Annotated in this window: 18 protein-coding genes; 7 read left to right on the top strand and 11 right to left on the bottom strand. The window is 44.7% G+C overall.

The window, feature by feature from the left end:
• Positions 1-981 carry an MBL fold metallo-hydrolase gene (locus A8F94_RS03875; RefSeq protein WP_066197243.1) on the top strand — a complete coding sequence of 327 codons (981 nt, stop codon included), beginning with the start codon at positions 1-3 and terminating at the stop codon, positions 979-981.
• Positions 974-1,765, top strand: a complete 792-nt coding sequence (locus A8F94_RS03870; RefSeq protein WP_066195845.1) for an SDR family NAD(P)-dependent oxidoreductase — start codon at positions 974-976, stop codon at positions 1,763-1,765. Before A8F94_RS03875 ends, A8F94_RS03870 begins: the two co-directional genes overlap by 8 nt.
• Positions 1,766-1,815: 50 nt before the next feature.
• On the opposite strand, the gene A8F94_RS03865 is transcribed toward A8F94_RS03870, so the two are convergent.
• The 5 genes from A8F94_RS03865 to A8F94_RS03850 all read right to left on the bottom strand — a co-directional run bounded on the left by A8F94_RS03865 (position 1,816) and on the right by A8F94_RS03850 (position 4,495).
• On the bottom strand, positions 1,816-2,847 hold the full coding sequence (locus A8F94_RS03865) for a DUF2332 domain-containing protein (protein WP_066195843.1): 1,032 nt from the start codon (positions 2,845-2,847) through the stop codon (positions 1,816-1,818).
• 94 nt (positions 2,848-2,941) lie between these two features.
• The gene (locus tag A8F94_RS26480) at positions 2,942-3,415 is read right to left on the bottom strand and encodes a hypothetical protein (RefSeq protein ID WP_368072769.1); all 474 of its coding nucleotides are present in this window, start codon (positions 3,413-3,415) and stop codon (positions 2,942-2,944) included.
• A complete protein-coding gene (locus tag A8F94_RS26475) occupies positions 3,388-3,822 on the bottom strand; it encodes an alpha/beta fold hydrolase (protein ID WP_368072768.1) in 435 nt (144 codons plus the stop codon). The genes A8F94_RS26480 and A8F94_RS26475 overlap by 28 nt, the downstream gene beginning before the upstream one ends.
• 27 nt (positions 3,823-3,849) lie before the next feature.
• Positions 3,850-4,281, bottom strand: coding sequence for an SgcJ/EcaC family oxidoreductase (locus tag A8F94_RS03855; RefSeq protein WP_066197241.1), 432 nt, complete (start codon positions 4,279-4,281; stop codon positions 3,850-3,852).
• A gap of 22 nt (positions 4,282-4,303) precedes the next feature.
• Entirely contained in the window at positions 4,304-4,495 is a 192-nt protein-coding gene (locus tag A8F94_RS03850) for a YqzH family protein (RefSeq protein WP_066195840.1), read from the bottom strand.
• A gap of 179 nt (positions 4,496-4,674) precedes the next feature.
• Here A8F94_RS03850 and A8F94_RS03845 point away from each other — a divergent pair, with 179 nt between their 5' ends.
• The 5 genes from A8F94_RS03845 to A8F94_RS26470 all read left to right on the top strand — a co-directional run bounded on the left by A8F94_RS03845 (position 4,675) and on the right by A8F94_RS26470 (position 8,704).
• Complete coding sequence (locus A8F94_RS03845; RefSeq protein ID WP_066195838.1) at positions 4,675-5,934, top strand: Y-family DNA polymerase; 1,260 nt, start codon at positions 4,675-4,677, stop codon at positions 5,932-5,934.
• Positions 5,935-6,051: 117 nt separating this feature from the next.
• Positions 6,052-6,384, top strand: a complete 333-nt coding sequence (locus tag A8F94_RS03840; protein ID WP_066195837.1) for a YolD-like family protein — start codon at positions 6,052-6,054, stop codon at positions 6,382-6,384.
• A gap of 118 nt (positions 6,385-6,502) precedes the next feature.
• Positions 6,503-6,775 carry a YfjL-like protein gene (locus tag A8F94_RS03835; RefSeq protein ID WP_066195836.1) on the top strand — a complete coding sequence of 91 codons (273 nt, stop codon included), beginning with the start codon at positions 6,503-6,505 and terminating at the stop codon, positions 6,773-6,775.
• 69 nt (positions 6,776-6,844) lie between these two features.
• Positions 6,845-7,435 carry a GNAT family N-acetyltransferase gene (locus tag A8F94_RS03830; protein WP_066195834.1) on the top strand — a complete coding sequence of 197 codons (591 nt, stop codon included), beginning with the start codon at positions 6,845-6,847 and terminating at the stop codon, positions 7,433-7,435.
• A 9-nt stretch (positions 7,436-7,444) separates the two neighbouring features.
• Complete coding sequence (locus tag A8F94_RS26470; protein WP_077247540.1) at positions 7,445-8,704, top strand: GNAT family N-acetyltransferase; 1,260 nt, start codon at positions 7,445-7,447, stop codon at positions 8,702-8,704.
• Positions 8,705-8,731: 27 nt separating this feature from the next.
• Here A8F94_RS26470 and A8F94_RS03820 read toward each other — a convergent pair whose 3' ends face one another.
• From A8F94_RS03820 to A8F94_RS03800, 6 genes are all read right to left on the bottom strand, one after another.
• Positions 8,732-9,415, bottom strand: a complete 684-nt coding sequence (locus tag A8F94_RS03820) for a DUF1129 family protein (RefSeq protein WP_066195828.1) — start codon at positions 9,413-9,415, stop codon at positions 8,732-8,734.
• A complete protein-coding gene (locus A8F94_RS03815) occupies positions 9,412-9,747 on the bottom strand; it encodes a PadR family transcriptional regulator (RefSeq protein WP_066195825.1) in 336 nt (111 codons plus the stop codon). The genes A8F94_RS03820 and A8F94_RS03815 overlap by 4 nt, the downstream gene beginning before the upstream one ends.
• Positions 9,748-9,914: 167 nt before the next feature.
• Positions 9,915-10,121 carry a CDGSH iron-sulfur domain-containing protein gene (locus A8F94_RS03810; protein ID WP_066195824.1) on the bottom strand — a complete coding sequence of 69 codons (207 nt, stop codon included), beginning with the start codon at positions 10,119-10,121 and terminating at the stop codon, positions 9,915-9,917.
• Between the two features lie 212 nt (positions 10,122-10,333).
• Positions 10,334-11,293 carry an alpha/beta hydrolase gene (locus A8F94_RS03805; protein WP_066197236.1) on the bottom strand — a complete coding sequence of 320 codons (960 nt, stop codon included), beginning with the start codon at positions 11,291-11,293 and terminating at the stop codon, positions 10,334-10,336.
• A 116-nt stretch (positions 11,294-11,409) separates the two neighbouring features.
• Complete coding sequence (locus A8F94_RS26315) at positions 11,410-11,541, bottom strand: hypothetical protein (protein ID WP_302621287.1); 132 nt, start codon at positions 11,539-11,541, stop codon at positions 11,410-11,412.
• A gap of 53 nt (positions 11,542-11,594) precedes the next feature.
• Positions 11,595-12,497, bottom strand: a complete 903-nt coding sequence (locus A8F94_RS03800) for a hydroxymethylglutaryl-CoA lyase (RefSeq protein WP_066195818.1) — start codon at positions 12,495-12,497, stop codon at positions 11,595-11,597.
• Positions 12,498-12,510 lie beyond the last annotated feature (13 nt).

Genomic DNA, 12,510 nt, shown 5'->3' with positions numbered 1-12,510 from the left:
ATGGCAGAGTGGAAAGGGAATCTAGCAAAAATTACGCTGCCGACACCGTTTGCGGTGGGTGACGTAAATGTTTATTTAATAAAAGGGGACAGGCTCACACTTGTAGACGCCGGTCCGAAAACGAATGAAGCGTGGGAAGCTCTGAAAGCCCAATTGGCAGGCCTAGGTGTTTCTCCAGAGGATATTGAACAAGTTGTCCTCACACACGATCACCCGGATCATGCCGGGCTTCTTGATTTTTTTCCAAAATCACTTGAGGTCTATGGACACTACTTGAATGAAAGATGGATTAATCGGACTGAAGAATTTCTGGCAGAGCACGATCGATTTTTTATCGGGCTTTTTACCGATTTTGGGATTCCTCAGCAGTATTTGCGATTGGCCGGCCAGCTAAAAAAGTCATTAAAATACTCTTGCCGGCGGGGATTGACAGGGATACTTTCTGAAGGAGACGAGCTACCGGGCCTCGCGGAATGGCGGGTAATTGAAACTCCCGGCCACGCACAGAGCCACATCTCACTGTTTTGTGAAAAGGATGGAATATTGCTTGCGGGCGACCATATTCTCGCCCATATATCCCCGAATCCTTTACTTGAGCCTCCGCTTACCCCGGGGGAAGAGCGTCCGAAGCCCCAGCTCCAGTACAATGCTGCACTTGCGAAACTCAGGAATTATCCAATAGATTTAGTGTATACAGGGCATGGAGCTGAAGTAAGGAAACTTCCGCAATTGATTGACAGAAGGCTCGGCCGGCAGCATGAAAGAGCACTTCTTGTAAAAGGAATGCTCAATGAGGGCCCAAAAACTGTTTTCGAGCTATGCCGTGAGCTTTTCCCAAAGGCATTTGAACGAGAGCTTGGCTTGACTATGTCCGAAACTGTCGGCCAGTTGGATTATTTAGGATCATTAGGTGCAATTGATTCCTATGTTAATGGGAATGTTACCTATTATGAAGTCAAGCGGGGTGAGGGACATGGGTAATCTTTCCGGGAAAAATGTTGTCATTACCGGGGCCTCGGGAGGAATTGGGGCTGAAATAGCGAGACAAGCGGCTAAGAGAGGCGCAAACCTTGCGCTGCTCGCAAGAAGTACCGATAAACTCGAGACTCTAAAGGCAGAGCTGGAAACGACTTACAAGAGTACGGTAATTGTCCACCGGCTTGACGTTTCAGATACCGATAAAGTCATTGAAGTGTTCGAATTAGTATATAAACAAATGGGCGATATTGATATTCTCGTAAATAACGCCGGATTTGGCGTGTTCCGGCACGCCCATGAAGCCGAACTTGATGAAGTCAAGGCTATGTTTGATGTTAACGTAATCGGCCTGATTGCCTGCACAAGTGCCGTTTTGAAAAACATGCGAAAGAAACGGTCGGGTCATATCATTAACATTGCTTCACAGGCCGGCAAAATTGCTACCCCGAAATCAAGTGTCTATTCAGCTACAAAGCACGCTGTCCTCGGATATTCAAACAGTCTGCGGATGGAGCTTTCCGATTTTAACGTCCATGTTACAACGGTAAACCCGGGGCCAATTGAAACAAATTTTTTCAACATTGCGGACGAAAGCGGAACCTATGTGAAAAATGTGAAGCGCTGGATGCTGAAGCCCGAATATGTAGCCAGTAAAGTGGTTGATGCGATGGAGTCGCCTGTCCGGGAAATCAATCTCCCAGGCTGGATGAATATGGGCAGCGTTTTTTATACCTTGTTTCCACGCCTGTTCGAGAAGGTTGGCAAAAAGGCATTTAATCAGAAATAAACTTTATGTAACACCACTCGGGATAAAGATAACCTGAGTGGTGTTTTTCTTTATGCTAGTCTCCAATCAAACCATCTTCCATGTCCATCCGTTTCTGCGACAAGTTTATGGTCGTTGACCCCATCAACAAAGGAATCGAGACGAAGATAGTGATCCCTGATATTGTTGTAAAGATGAAAAATGTCTCTCTCTACTGCAATCGTTTCTATTGTTTCGAGCAGTTTTAGTTTCGTATCATAAGGTATCTGGTTGGCGACGTGAGTATGAAAGACAACTACTGTAAACTCTTTCGGTATCCTCCCGGCGATGTTGGGAAGAAGTTCTACACCGTCACCTTCAATGAAAGTGATTTTTTCTTGATTCTTGTTCATGCAATGCACTGCTTTTTCAAATAACGCCCTGCGGTCATGATGTTCCGGCCAAATCAGTGCTTTCATCCATAGCGAGTTTTCTTGGTTTCCCATATCATTCATATGCAGGTCTACGCCATATCGGGCTTTGACTGGGGGAGCGCTATCAGGAAATAATAGCTGTCCCTTTCCCTTTATTTCTGACTGAATGAACACTCCTGACTCACTGCTTCCGTAAACTTCTCCGGTGCCATATGAATAAGAATAATGGTCCCAGAGCAGTTGAAAGCCGGCACTCGTTCCGATTTCGATCAGTGCCAAGGGTTTGTGCGTTATTTCGTATATATGGCTGAAAGCAGGGAAAAGGTAGCCGCACCTTCTAACTTCGTTGGTTTGGACCAGTTTTGTCTGCAAAAGCTCAATGATCTGCTCCTGATGAACAGAACAAAATTCCTTAAAAGATAGGAATGCTGCCTCTGGAGATCGTGGATTGGTATTTATACTGGCGTAAAACCTTGCCAGGGGATGGTCTGTTCCCTTCAGGAGAAGGTAATGGACTGCCCCAAAGAGCAGGTTTGGAACCGGCTGTCCCGGTGAGGCATAGGAACTTAGCTCAAGAATATGTGGGTCTTCTGATATTTTCATCGAAAGGCTTTCGTACAACTCGCTTGAATTATTGCACTCTCTTTCTGCGAATGTCTTAAATGTTTCTGCAAGCTTGTAGAATTTCATTTATCCACCTCGAATAATCAATTATACCTTCATAAAATTCCGTGAAAAAATACTCATGCAAATTAAGGCGCTGGCTATCCCAGCACCTCTTCATCTATTTTTCTATACTTGCAAGAAAATCTTTGACAACCTTCCGATATTCGTCTGGCTGCTCCCGGTAGGGTGAATGGGCGCTTTCCTCAAAGATGTGCAGCTTTGCTCCCGGGACGAGGCTAGAGAAATAGCTGGTCGATTCTGGTGTCGCCTCATCATAGCGGCCGCAAAGGAAAAGGGAAGGTACATCCAATTCATGCAGTTTCGGGGTACAGTCAAATTCCTTTAAATTGCCGGTTACACAAAACTCGGAAGGTCCCCACATTAGGTTGTATACCTCACGATTTCCAAGCCTTGAAACAGTCTCCCGCTCTTCCTTGCTTATATCAATTCTGCAAACGAAATTTTTCGCGAACACAACCATTGCCTGCTTATATTCTTCTGAGTCTATAGTGCCATCCGCCTCGCAGCGTGTGATTGCCTCCTGGGTTTCTTTTGGAAGCTGTTTTAACAGGGTTTCTGATCCTCTGCCCATTGCGGTGCACTAAGGCAGGGGCTTGAAAAAATCGCAGCTTTAACACCTTCAGGCTTAGTAAGCATATATGCCGCAAGTAAGGTTGTTCCCCATGAATGCCCAAGAATATGTACGTTATCCAATCCAAGCTGCTCTCGTACCTGGCCAAGTTCTTCAACATAGCGGTCGAGGTTCCATAATGTTTGATCTGTTGGCCCCTGGGACCGTCCTGCTCCGAGTTGGTCATAATACACAATGGTCCTCCCATTTGCCCCCTCTGCAAGCTCGTCCAATCTTTGCAATGGATACGTTGTAGAGCCCGGTCCGCCATGGAGCACCATCAATGGGACGGCAGGATTTTCACTTTTTACAATGCGGTAGTAAACTTTGCCGCCAGTTACATTCACAAAACCTTCTTCAATTTTCAAAATGTTCTCCCCCTTGTATAAGATCCTCTATGCTTGCCTTAATTCCTCAGTCATTTCTTCGACCAGCTCCGGGCGTCCGTGGAACTGCGCCGGTGTATTCTGGAATAGCTCAATTTTCCATAGATCTTTATGCATTTTTGCTACCAATGTTTGATGGGCGTTAAGTTCAGGTCTGAGATCCATTTCGCCGGTCGGAACCATTCCGGCAATTGCCCGGAGGATTGCTGTGTCGTCTCCCAGCATTCTCACTTCCTTTATTTTTACGGTGAAGGGAGAGGTGGGATGGCTTTCAAAGATTGGCCTTGTATGTAAAAGCACTTCTTGAGGGCCGATCACAAGGCTTCCATCGAAACCAATCATCGTACCACCTTCTGCGAATAGCCTTGCCATTCCTTCAGCATCTCGTCTATTCCAAGACTCGATTAATTCCTTGTACAAAGACTCTATCTTAGTTCCCATTGATGTCATTCCGTCCTTCCATTTAAATTGTTAAAAATTCATACACAACATCGTTGACGATATGATGCAGAGGAGACTCAGGCTCTGCTTCTTTTTGCCTATAAATTTGTTCGCACAATTGTGCTATATCGCGTTCGCCAAGAGGCTGTTCCTCATTTGCATAATATTGCTTCAGGCAGTTTTGAATCATTTTTACAACTAGTTTTTCTTCCATTTGAAGCACCTCTCTGACAAGTATAACCCACTCACCGAGAGAGACGAAATGGAAATGAACCCTATTTTTATACAACATGCCGGAAAATTTCCATTGAATACGAACGCATATTCGCTTAATATATGGGTATAATGGTACGGAACGGATGTTCTTGTTTTGGTGAGAGGAGGTAAAATTGTATGGTTGATTACAGTACAATGCCGCAGCATAAAATTCTTTGCGTCGATATGAAAAGCTTTTACGCCAGCTGTGCAGCGGTCATGGAAGGGCTCGACCCGCTCAGCTGCTACCTTGCTGTAGTCGGGGATAAAGAGCGGGAAGGGAGCGTTGTTCTTGCTGCTTCGCCACTTTTAAAAAAGGAATTCGGAATAAAGACGGGCTCACGGAAATTTGAGATCCCAAATGATCCGAGAATCTTGGTTGTTGAACCTAAAATGGGTTTGTTCCTGAGAATCTCTACTGAAATCACCCGTGTTTTCCATCGCTACGTTCCAAAAGAAGCAATTCACGTCTACAGCGTTGATGAGAGCTTCATTAAAGTGGACGGGGCTGCAAAGCTATGGGGGGATGCCAAGACGATTGCGAGAAAAATCAAAGATGACATCGAACGCGAATTTCAGCTTCCGTGCGCGATTGGCATTGGCCCGAACATGCTCATGGCCAAGCTTTGCCTCGACCTTGATGCGAAACAGCACGGGATTGCCGAGTGGACCTACGACGATGTCAAAACTAAACTATGGAACGTTTCACCTCTTCGAGAGATGTGGGGCATCGGCAGACGCGTTGAAAAAACACTGAACGGAATGGGAATCTTCACTGTCGGCCAGCTGGCCCGGTATGACCTTGAACTGCTTGAGAAAAAATTCGGCGTTATGGGCAATCAGCTGTATTACCATGCCTGGGGTATCGACCTTTCCGATATGGGGGCGCCAATCATGGAGGGACAGATCAGTTTTGGCAAAGGCCAAATCCTCCTTCGCGATTATAAGGATGAGGAGGAAATCAAGCATGTCATTCTTGAAATGTGCGAAGAGGTTGCACGCAGGGCCCGGACGCACCAGAAGGCAGGAAGGACGGTTACGCTTGGCATCGGCTACAGCAAGGACGAATTCGGAGGAGGTTTCCACAGGGCCAGGACGATTTCGGAGCCGACCAACGTCACCATGGATATATACCAGGTTTGCCTCGAACTGTTCTCCGAGAATTACTCCGGCAAGACGGTCCGCCAAATTAACATCACACTGGGGAATATCGTTGATGATACCGAACTCCAGATGAGCCTTTTTGACATGGGCGCCAGCAAACGAAGGAATCTGGGCTATGTGGTTGATCGGATTCGCCACAAGTATGGTTCCGGGGCGCTGCTGCGGGCTGTCTCCTATACGTCTGCAGGAACGGCTAAGCACCGGGCAACACTGCTCGGGGGCCATAAATCATAAAGAAAAGCAGGATTCACTCAACTAAGTGACTTTACAACTAAGAATTTTGTGACAAAGTCATTAACAGACGCTTTAAGCGGGAACTTCTTGCTGAGCAACCAGAAAAGAGGGATGAACATGATTCGCGACCGCGGCAGGATAAAATGGACATCAATGATGCTCCCCGAGCACGTCAAGATACTCCGTGATTGGGTGAAGGAAGATTCATATGAGCAACAAACCGAACTAGATGAGCAGCAGCTCGAATTGATGAACGAAGTGCTCGGGGAAGCAATGGAATTCAATCAGGCTGTCGTGATTACACATTATCGCCGCCACAATTATGAAATCTGCGTTGGGCACATCCATTATTGGGATGAACTTACCCAAAAACTCCACATTATCGATTCCTTCGGGGATGCGCACCTCATTTCTATTACAGCAATTGCTGATGTAAGGCTGGCTGATTGACAGCCGGCCGCCTTCATTGGATAAAACCAGAGCTTAACAATAAAAAAGGCTGGAAAAAGAGTATCACTTCCCCTTCTTTTAGTGTAAAATTACACTAAAGGAGATTGTTGGGAAGGCGATGAAATTAAAAACAAAGAGTATATTGTTGCTGGTTTCCCTAGCATTGCTTGCAGGGGGCTTATTTTTATATGGAAATCCTATTGGCCGGGCAGATAGTAAAAGAATTGCTGAAAAACACCTCCAGAAAAAGCACCCAAGCCACTCTATAGAAATAAACGATATCGGCTACTATCCGGGAGAAGGCACATATATAGTCCATTACAACCTAAATGATGGGGAACGAGAAGGAAATCTTGATATAAGGAAAGGGAAAGTAATCAATAATGAATAGAAAAACCCCTAGGAAAATTCAGAAAAATTTGATAGCATATGGAAAAGAATCAGACTAGGGGGATGGAGTATGGAAATCGAAGAAGTATACGGGGACTTGCCGGTCCTCGAAACAGAGAGACTGCTCCTCAGAAAAATAACGCCAGCAGATGCGGATGACATATTTGCCTACGGGTCTAAGGAAGAAGTCGCCGCGTATGTAACGTGGGATACACACCGGACCATCGAAGATACACAAACTTTCATCGGATATGTCCTCAATCAATACCACAACAAAAAGGTGGCTCCGTGGGGAATAGAACTCAAAGAAACAGGCCGGCTGATTGGGACGATAGATTTTGTCTGGTGGCAGCCAGCCCATAACAGCGCGGAAATCGGTTATGTAATCGCACCTCAGTATTGGGGAAAAGGCATATGCACAGAGGCTGCGAAAGTGATTATGCAATTTGGTTTCGAGCAGATGGAGCTTGTCAGGATACAGGCGAGATGCTTTGCTGAGAATATAGGTTCGGCAAGGGTGATGGAAAAGGCCGGGATGAGCTTTGAGGGTATTAACCGGAAGGCGATGTTTACCAAGGGGAAGCATCGGGACTTAAAAGTGTATTCCATCCTTCAGGAAGAATTTTCTCTTTTACAAAACAAGGCGGCAGCTGTCCAATAGGAGATTACCTTGATTAAAGAAATTGATATTATGAATAAACAAAATGCCCAAGAAGTGCTCGGCATCCAGCTGCCAGCCTATATGGCAGAAGCAAAGCTAATCAATTTTTATGAAATTCCGCCTTTGAATGATTCGGTTGAAGCACTGCGCCAGTGTGGTGAGACATTTTACGGTTACTATGAAAATGGCAGCCTTTGCGGGGCAATCTCATTTAAGTTAATGAACGAAACGGTAGATATCCACCGATTGATGGTCCATCCTGATCACTTTCGGAAAGGCATCGCCAATCGGCTTCTAGCGTACCTTGAGAAAGAGAATCCACATGCAGATTCAATCATTGTATCGACTGGATCAGGAAATGGGCCTGCAATCGAGTTTTATGAAAAACATGGGTTCCAAAAAACAGGGGAACGACAGGTTGCAGAGAACCTGAAAATCTGTGAGTTCAGAAAAGAATTTAGCGACATTCCACCCAACGTAAAACGGGTCGTCCATGAACACCTGGAATTGATTGATTTAAGGCTGAAGGGGTTTTTGGATTCTTACTATCTCACCGGCTCTATTTCCATGAATGCCTTTACGCCGGGGCAAAGTGACATTGACTTTTTTGCTGTTATTAATCGTGAAGCTACTAAGGATGAAATTATATCTTTGAAGGAGATCCATGCATCCATCCACACACAGTATTCCGATTTAGTACTGGATGGCTTTTATGTACAAAAGGCCGAAATTGAATCAAATGAAGATGAATGGAACTGTTTGCGTTTTAATGATGGAGAATTTCACGGGGAAGTGAAGTATGGCAGACATTCAATTGATGCCTATCAGCTAGCAGAATACGGAGTATCCATAAAGGGCAGGAATGTTTCCGAGCTTTGCATTTCTGTAGATTGGGATATTCTGCTGGCGAGGATGAAAAACAACCTGAATACGTACTGGGTGAATTGGATGAAAAGAAGCAAAACATTTCCATCCGCCAGCTATTTCGGGCTCTTTTTCAGTGTGAAGGAAGTTGAATGGGGCGTATTGGGAGTAACCCGCTTGTTTTATACATTCAAGGAAAAAGACATTGCATCGAAAGCAGAGGCGGGTGATTACGCCTTAAAGTCAGTGCCAAAGAGGTGGCATAAAATTCTCCATGAATCGCTGAGACTAAGGAAGGGGATTAAGCCTTCCTATTATAGGTCCGTGTTCCAAAGGAGAACGGATGCGCTAGAGTTTATGGAATACATGATTCAGGAAATCAATAAATTTACAAAGGACAGATAAGCATTCGCTTTTTCTGTCCTTTCCTTATTAATTGGCCGCATTTTTTGCAAGAAGCCCATTCCTTAACATGTAGGAAATCCCCCAGGAGAGAAGGCCGATAATCACAGAGACGTACCACGGAAAATCGATAGCCGGGCCAGAATCGGGAATAAAGCGGCCTGCCGCAAGATAAAGTCCCATTAAAACGGCGGCCGAACCTCCAATGACAATCATATTTTTAGTATGAGAGACATTTTCGACAAAGAGCGTTTTTTGAATAAGATTGAAAAATAACCATATGAGAAAAAAGATTGCAATCACAGAACCAAGAAAAATAGGAATATCCTTTAATGGAAAAAGACTATTAACGCCATTATTTAAGAGCAGGCCACCAAGAAAACCATGAATAACGAGCATATAGCTCAGCAGCTGAAGGATGAGAGAGGAGATGAAGCCGGCAGCATTTCTTTTGCTCTCCTTTGGGATATCAGCAATCAGTTCATCGGCAAATCCCTTTGGGTCATCCCCAAAGAGTGCCCGTGCAGACTTCCCATCTTTCTGTGCTTCAAGCAAGTGGTCAAGAATTTCCATCAGGACCTCTTCTGTTTGCTGTTCAGACAAGGTAAGCTGCAGCCTGATATAAATGAGAAAATCCGAGTAAATTTTTTCGTTTTCCGGAGAAAGTTCTTTTTGTTTTTGATTATTCAGCTCAATTAATTGCTCCGCATTCATTCCATCCCGCTCCCTTTTATTAAAATCCTGCCTACAGGCTGTGCGATTTGCTCCCATTCCTCTTTGATAAGAGCGAGGGCAACATGCCCCTCTTTCGTTAAATGATAGTACTTCCGGTTTGGCCCTGCTGGGGAAGGCTCCATCTTGCCCTCAATGAGCCCATTTTTTTGAAGGCGAAGCAAGACCGGGTAGATTGTCCCTTCGCTTACATCCATCAGCCCTTCTTCCCGAAGCTTTTGGGACAGCTCATAGCCGTATACCGGTTCAATCGAAATGATGGAGAGCACGCAGCCGTCCAAAATTCCTTTTAATAACTGGCTTCGAATTGACATAATGAATACCGCCTTTAGGTATATGGTAAAACAAGATAGCTGTTTGAAAAACAACTACCTTGCTTTGCAAAGTAGTTAAGTATAGCATAAAAGAACAGGATAATAATGTCAATACTAATATGTACAAAAAGAAAAAAACCCGCCGATTGGCGAGTCAAATGTTCGTATTAATTCTCTTCATGGACACGGACCTGTGACTCAAAATTCCCCTTATGTGTTCCATCGCAAAATGGCTTGTTTGATGACAACCCGCATCGGCACAGTGAAAAGGCTGGTTTTGTTTTATATGCATTCCCCTGGCCATCAAGCAATTCAACATCTCCACTGATCCTGATTGATCCGTTATCGTTTACTTTAATTTGAACTTTTGACATTCCGATTCCTCCTAATGGTTTTTCCCTTTTTCTATAGTTTTAGACTATTAATCAAGTCTGTTGATTTCCGCTCCAGGCGCTTCGCTTTCCATGGGCTCCCACTGACCTTTTCTCCCATAGGAGTCTTCGCGCCTTCCGCTTCAATCAACTCTGTCTAAATAACGAATAACATAGTCCAATGTTAAAGCAATTCTGTTTTTCAAATACATATGCTACTGCCGGGCAGTTGATGTCTTATTGACCAAAGCCACAGTTTTACGCGCTGGAACGATTCCAATGCTCAATAGAAATTCGTCAATTACTTGTTCATATTGTTTGCGGTTTTCGTTGAATGATTGGGCATGGACACCGTTTTCGGCCATAAAGAGCATTTTTGGGCCATTCTTTTTTTCATATAGTGCCTCTGTCATTGAAGGCAGGATGAAATCATCCTTTGAGCTGTGAATGAACAAAACCGGATTCTTAATATTGTCTATCACCGTGATTGGCGATACTTCGCGCAGTGAATATTTATCACGGAAGCGAAGAAAAAGTTCAGCCAGTGGAACGAGTATGCCCGCTGGAAGATGGACTTCCTCTTTAATACGATAGGCAAGCTGTTCACGGAAATCAGAAAACGGGCAATCGGCAATATAAAAGTCAGCACCATCCTCGAGCATCCCCGCATACAGGAGCATTGTCGCTGCGCCCATTGATTCGCCATGAATGCCTAGTTTAATCTCCTTGCCCTTTTCGTTTTTTAACCAATCGACAACCGCTTTCAGGTCGAATTTTTCATAATGGCCGTAGGACGTTGTTTTTCCCCCTGATTCGCCATGGCGGCGATGGTCGAAAATCAGTGCATTAAAGCCGCGCTCTAAAAAAAGGTTCATGTATTTGATGGAATTGAACTTGTTCTCAGTCACACCGTGGCTAATGATTATATAATAGTCAGTGTCGTGAGGCTCGGCCAAGACACCCTTAATGTCATAGCCGAAAGGGGAGGGAATGGATACATCCCTTTTATTCAGAGACTCATATTCTTCATCAATGATTCTTCCTGCTTCACGTTCACGTTTCAGGATGAATTCATCCTCTTTCTTTTTCATAAACATCAGCCGGTTTGTGAAATAGATTCCAACTGCTGTAATAGCAGCAAGTATTGACAACAAAATCCTTAGTGCTCTTCTCAAAAAAATCCCTCCGGCCACAAATTGCATTCCCTACATTATTTTACCATTAGCAGCTGGTTCAAACCCATTATCCTGATAAAAAAGAATACCGCCCTGAACAGGCGGTGGTTGGAAACTTATTTGGGGGCATTTTGCCGGTTTGTAGGATGAAGTTCCTTATCCAAATCCTCTTTTGCTATTTGAGGCTTAATGTCCTTTGCTGTCGGCTCGCCCGTTTGGCTATATCCTTTGTCTCGCTTTTGGCTCATTGTCAGATCTCCCTTCATCTCTTTATTATTAAGATGAGCTCCGGGCAGAGAGCTTATGCACCAGATGAAGCTTGAAGTTTGTATATGACACTATCGATCGGCCGGCTTAGATGGGGTTTGACTATGTCGACAGCCTCTATAATTTTTTTCGATGAAATTCCTGTCTCGATTCCCATTCTCTCCAGCATATAGACAACATCTTCGGTTGCGACATTTCCTGTTGCACCGGGAGCAAATGGGCAGCCGCCAAGGCCGCCTGCGGAAGCATCAAAACGGTCAATGCCAGCCTGCATGGAAGCAAGTATGTTCGCTAATGCAAGTTTTCGTGTATCGTGGAAATGGCCAGTTAGAAGGATGTTTGGCATCATTGTCTTTAGTTTTCTAAAAAGTGAATACGCTTCGTTTGGCACGGCCATGCCAATGGTATCGGCTACACTCAGTTCATCCACGCCTGCTTTGGCAAATTCACTGCAAAGTTTAATTGTGTCGTCTTCGTCAATTTTACCTTCGAAGGGGCAATGCCAGGCTGTAGAGATGCAAGCCCTTACAAAAAATCCGTTCGTTTTTAATTCGCCGATAAGAGGCCGCAATTCCTCCATGCTTTCTGCAGTGGTTTTGTTAATGTTCTTCTTATTGAAGGTATTGCTGACTCCAACAAAGACTGCGACTGCCTTGATGCCTGTTTCCTGAACCCGGTCAATTCCCTTCTTATTAGGGGCCAGGACTATGGAACGTGTATTGCTGTCAAGGCATCCGTCTACAATTTCCGCTGCATCAGCCATTTGCGGCACCCATTTTGGTGATACAAACGAAGTCAGCTCCATTTCGGTAATTCCAGCCAGGCGAAGCGCATGGATGAATTCCATTTTTGCTTCCGTTGGCACAAAGCCCTTTTCATTTTGAAGGCCATCCCTTGGGCCAACTTCAATAATCGTTACTTTGTTTGGCAGTTGCATGCCATGCTCCCCC

Source organism: Bacillus sp. FJAT-27225, assembly GCF_001685025.1.
Lineage (GTDB): Bacteria > Bacillota > Bacilli > Bacillales > Cytobacillaceae > Bacillus_D.
This window is presented reverse-complemented; position numbering and strand designations above follow the sequence as displayed.

Coding starts and splice junctions, on each gene's coding strand:
- A8F94_RS03875 (WP_066197243.1), top strand. CDS start 1: ATGGCAGAGTGGAAAGGGAATCTAGCAAAAATTACGCTGCCGACACCG.
- A8F94_RS03870 (WP_066195845.1), top strand. CDS start 974: ATGGGTAATCTTTCCGGGAAAAATGTTGTCATTACCGGGGCCTCGGGA.
- A8F94_RS03865 (WP_066195843.1), bottom strand. CDS start 2,847: ATGAAATTCTACAAGCTTGCAGAAACATTTAAGACATTCGCAGAAAGA.
- A8F94_RS26480 (WP_368072769.1), bottom strand. CDS start 3,415: ATGGGCAGAGGATCAGAAACCCTGTTAAAACAGCTTCCAAAAGAAACC.
- A8F94_RS03855 (WP_066197241.1), bottom strand. CDS start 4,281: ATGGGAACTAAGATAGAGTCTTTGTACAAGGAATTAATCGAGTCTTGG.
- A8F94_RS03850 (WP_066195840.1), bottom strand. CDS start 4,495: ATGGAAGAAAAACTAGTTGTAAAAATGATTCAAAACTGCCTGAAGCAA.
- A8F94_RS03845 (WP_066195838.1), top strand. CDS start 4,675: ATGGTTGATTACAGTACAATGCCGCAGCATAAAATTCTTTGCGTCGAT.
- A8F94_RS03840 (WP_066195837.1), top strand. CDS start 6,052: ATGATTCGCGACCGCGGCAGGATAAAATGGACATCAATGATGCTCCCC.
- A8F94_RS03835 (WP_066195836.1), top strand. CDS start 6,503: ATGAAATTAAAAACAAAGAGTATATTGTTGCTGGTTTCCCTAGCATTG.
- A8F94_RS03830 (WP_066195834.1), top strand. CDS start 6,845: ATGGAAATCGAAGAAGTATACGGGGACTTGCCGGTCCTCGAAACAGAG.
- A8F94_RS03820 (WP_066195828.1), bottom strand. CDS start 9,415: ATGAATGCGGAGCAATTAATTGAGCTGAATAATCAAAAACAAAAAGAA.
- A8F94_RS03815 (WP_066195825.1), bottom strand. CDS start 9,747: ATGTCAATTCGAAGCCAGTTATTAAAAGGAATTTTGGACGGCTGCGTG.
- A8F94_RS03810 (WP_066195824.1), bottom strand. CDS start 10,121: ATGTCAAAAGTTCAAATTAAAGTAAACGATAACGGATCAATCAGGATC.
- A8F94_RS26315 (WP_302621287.1), bottom strand. CDS start 11,541: ATGAGCCAAAAGCGAGACAAAGGATATAGCCAAACGGGCGAGCCGACA.
- A8F94_RS03800 (WP_066195818.1), bottom strand. CDS start 12,497: ATGCAACTGCCAAACAAAGTAACGATTATTGAAGTTGGCCCAAGGGAT.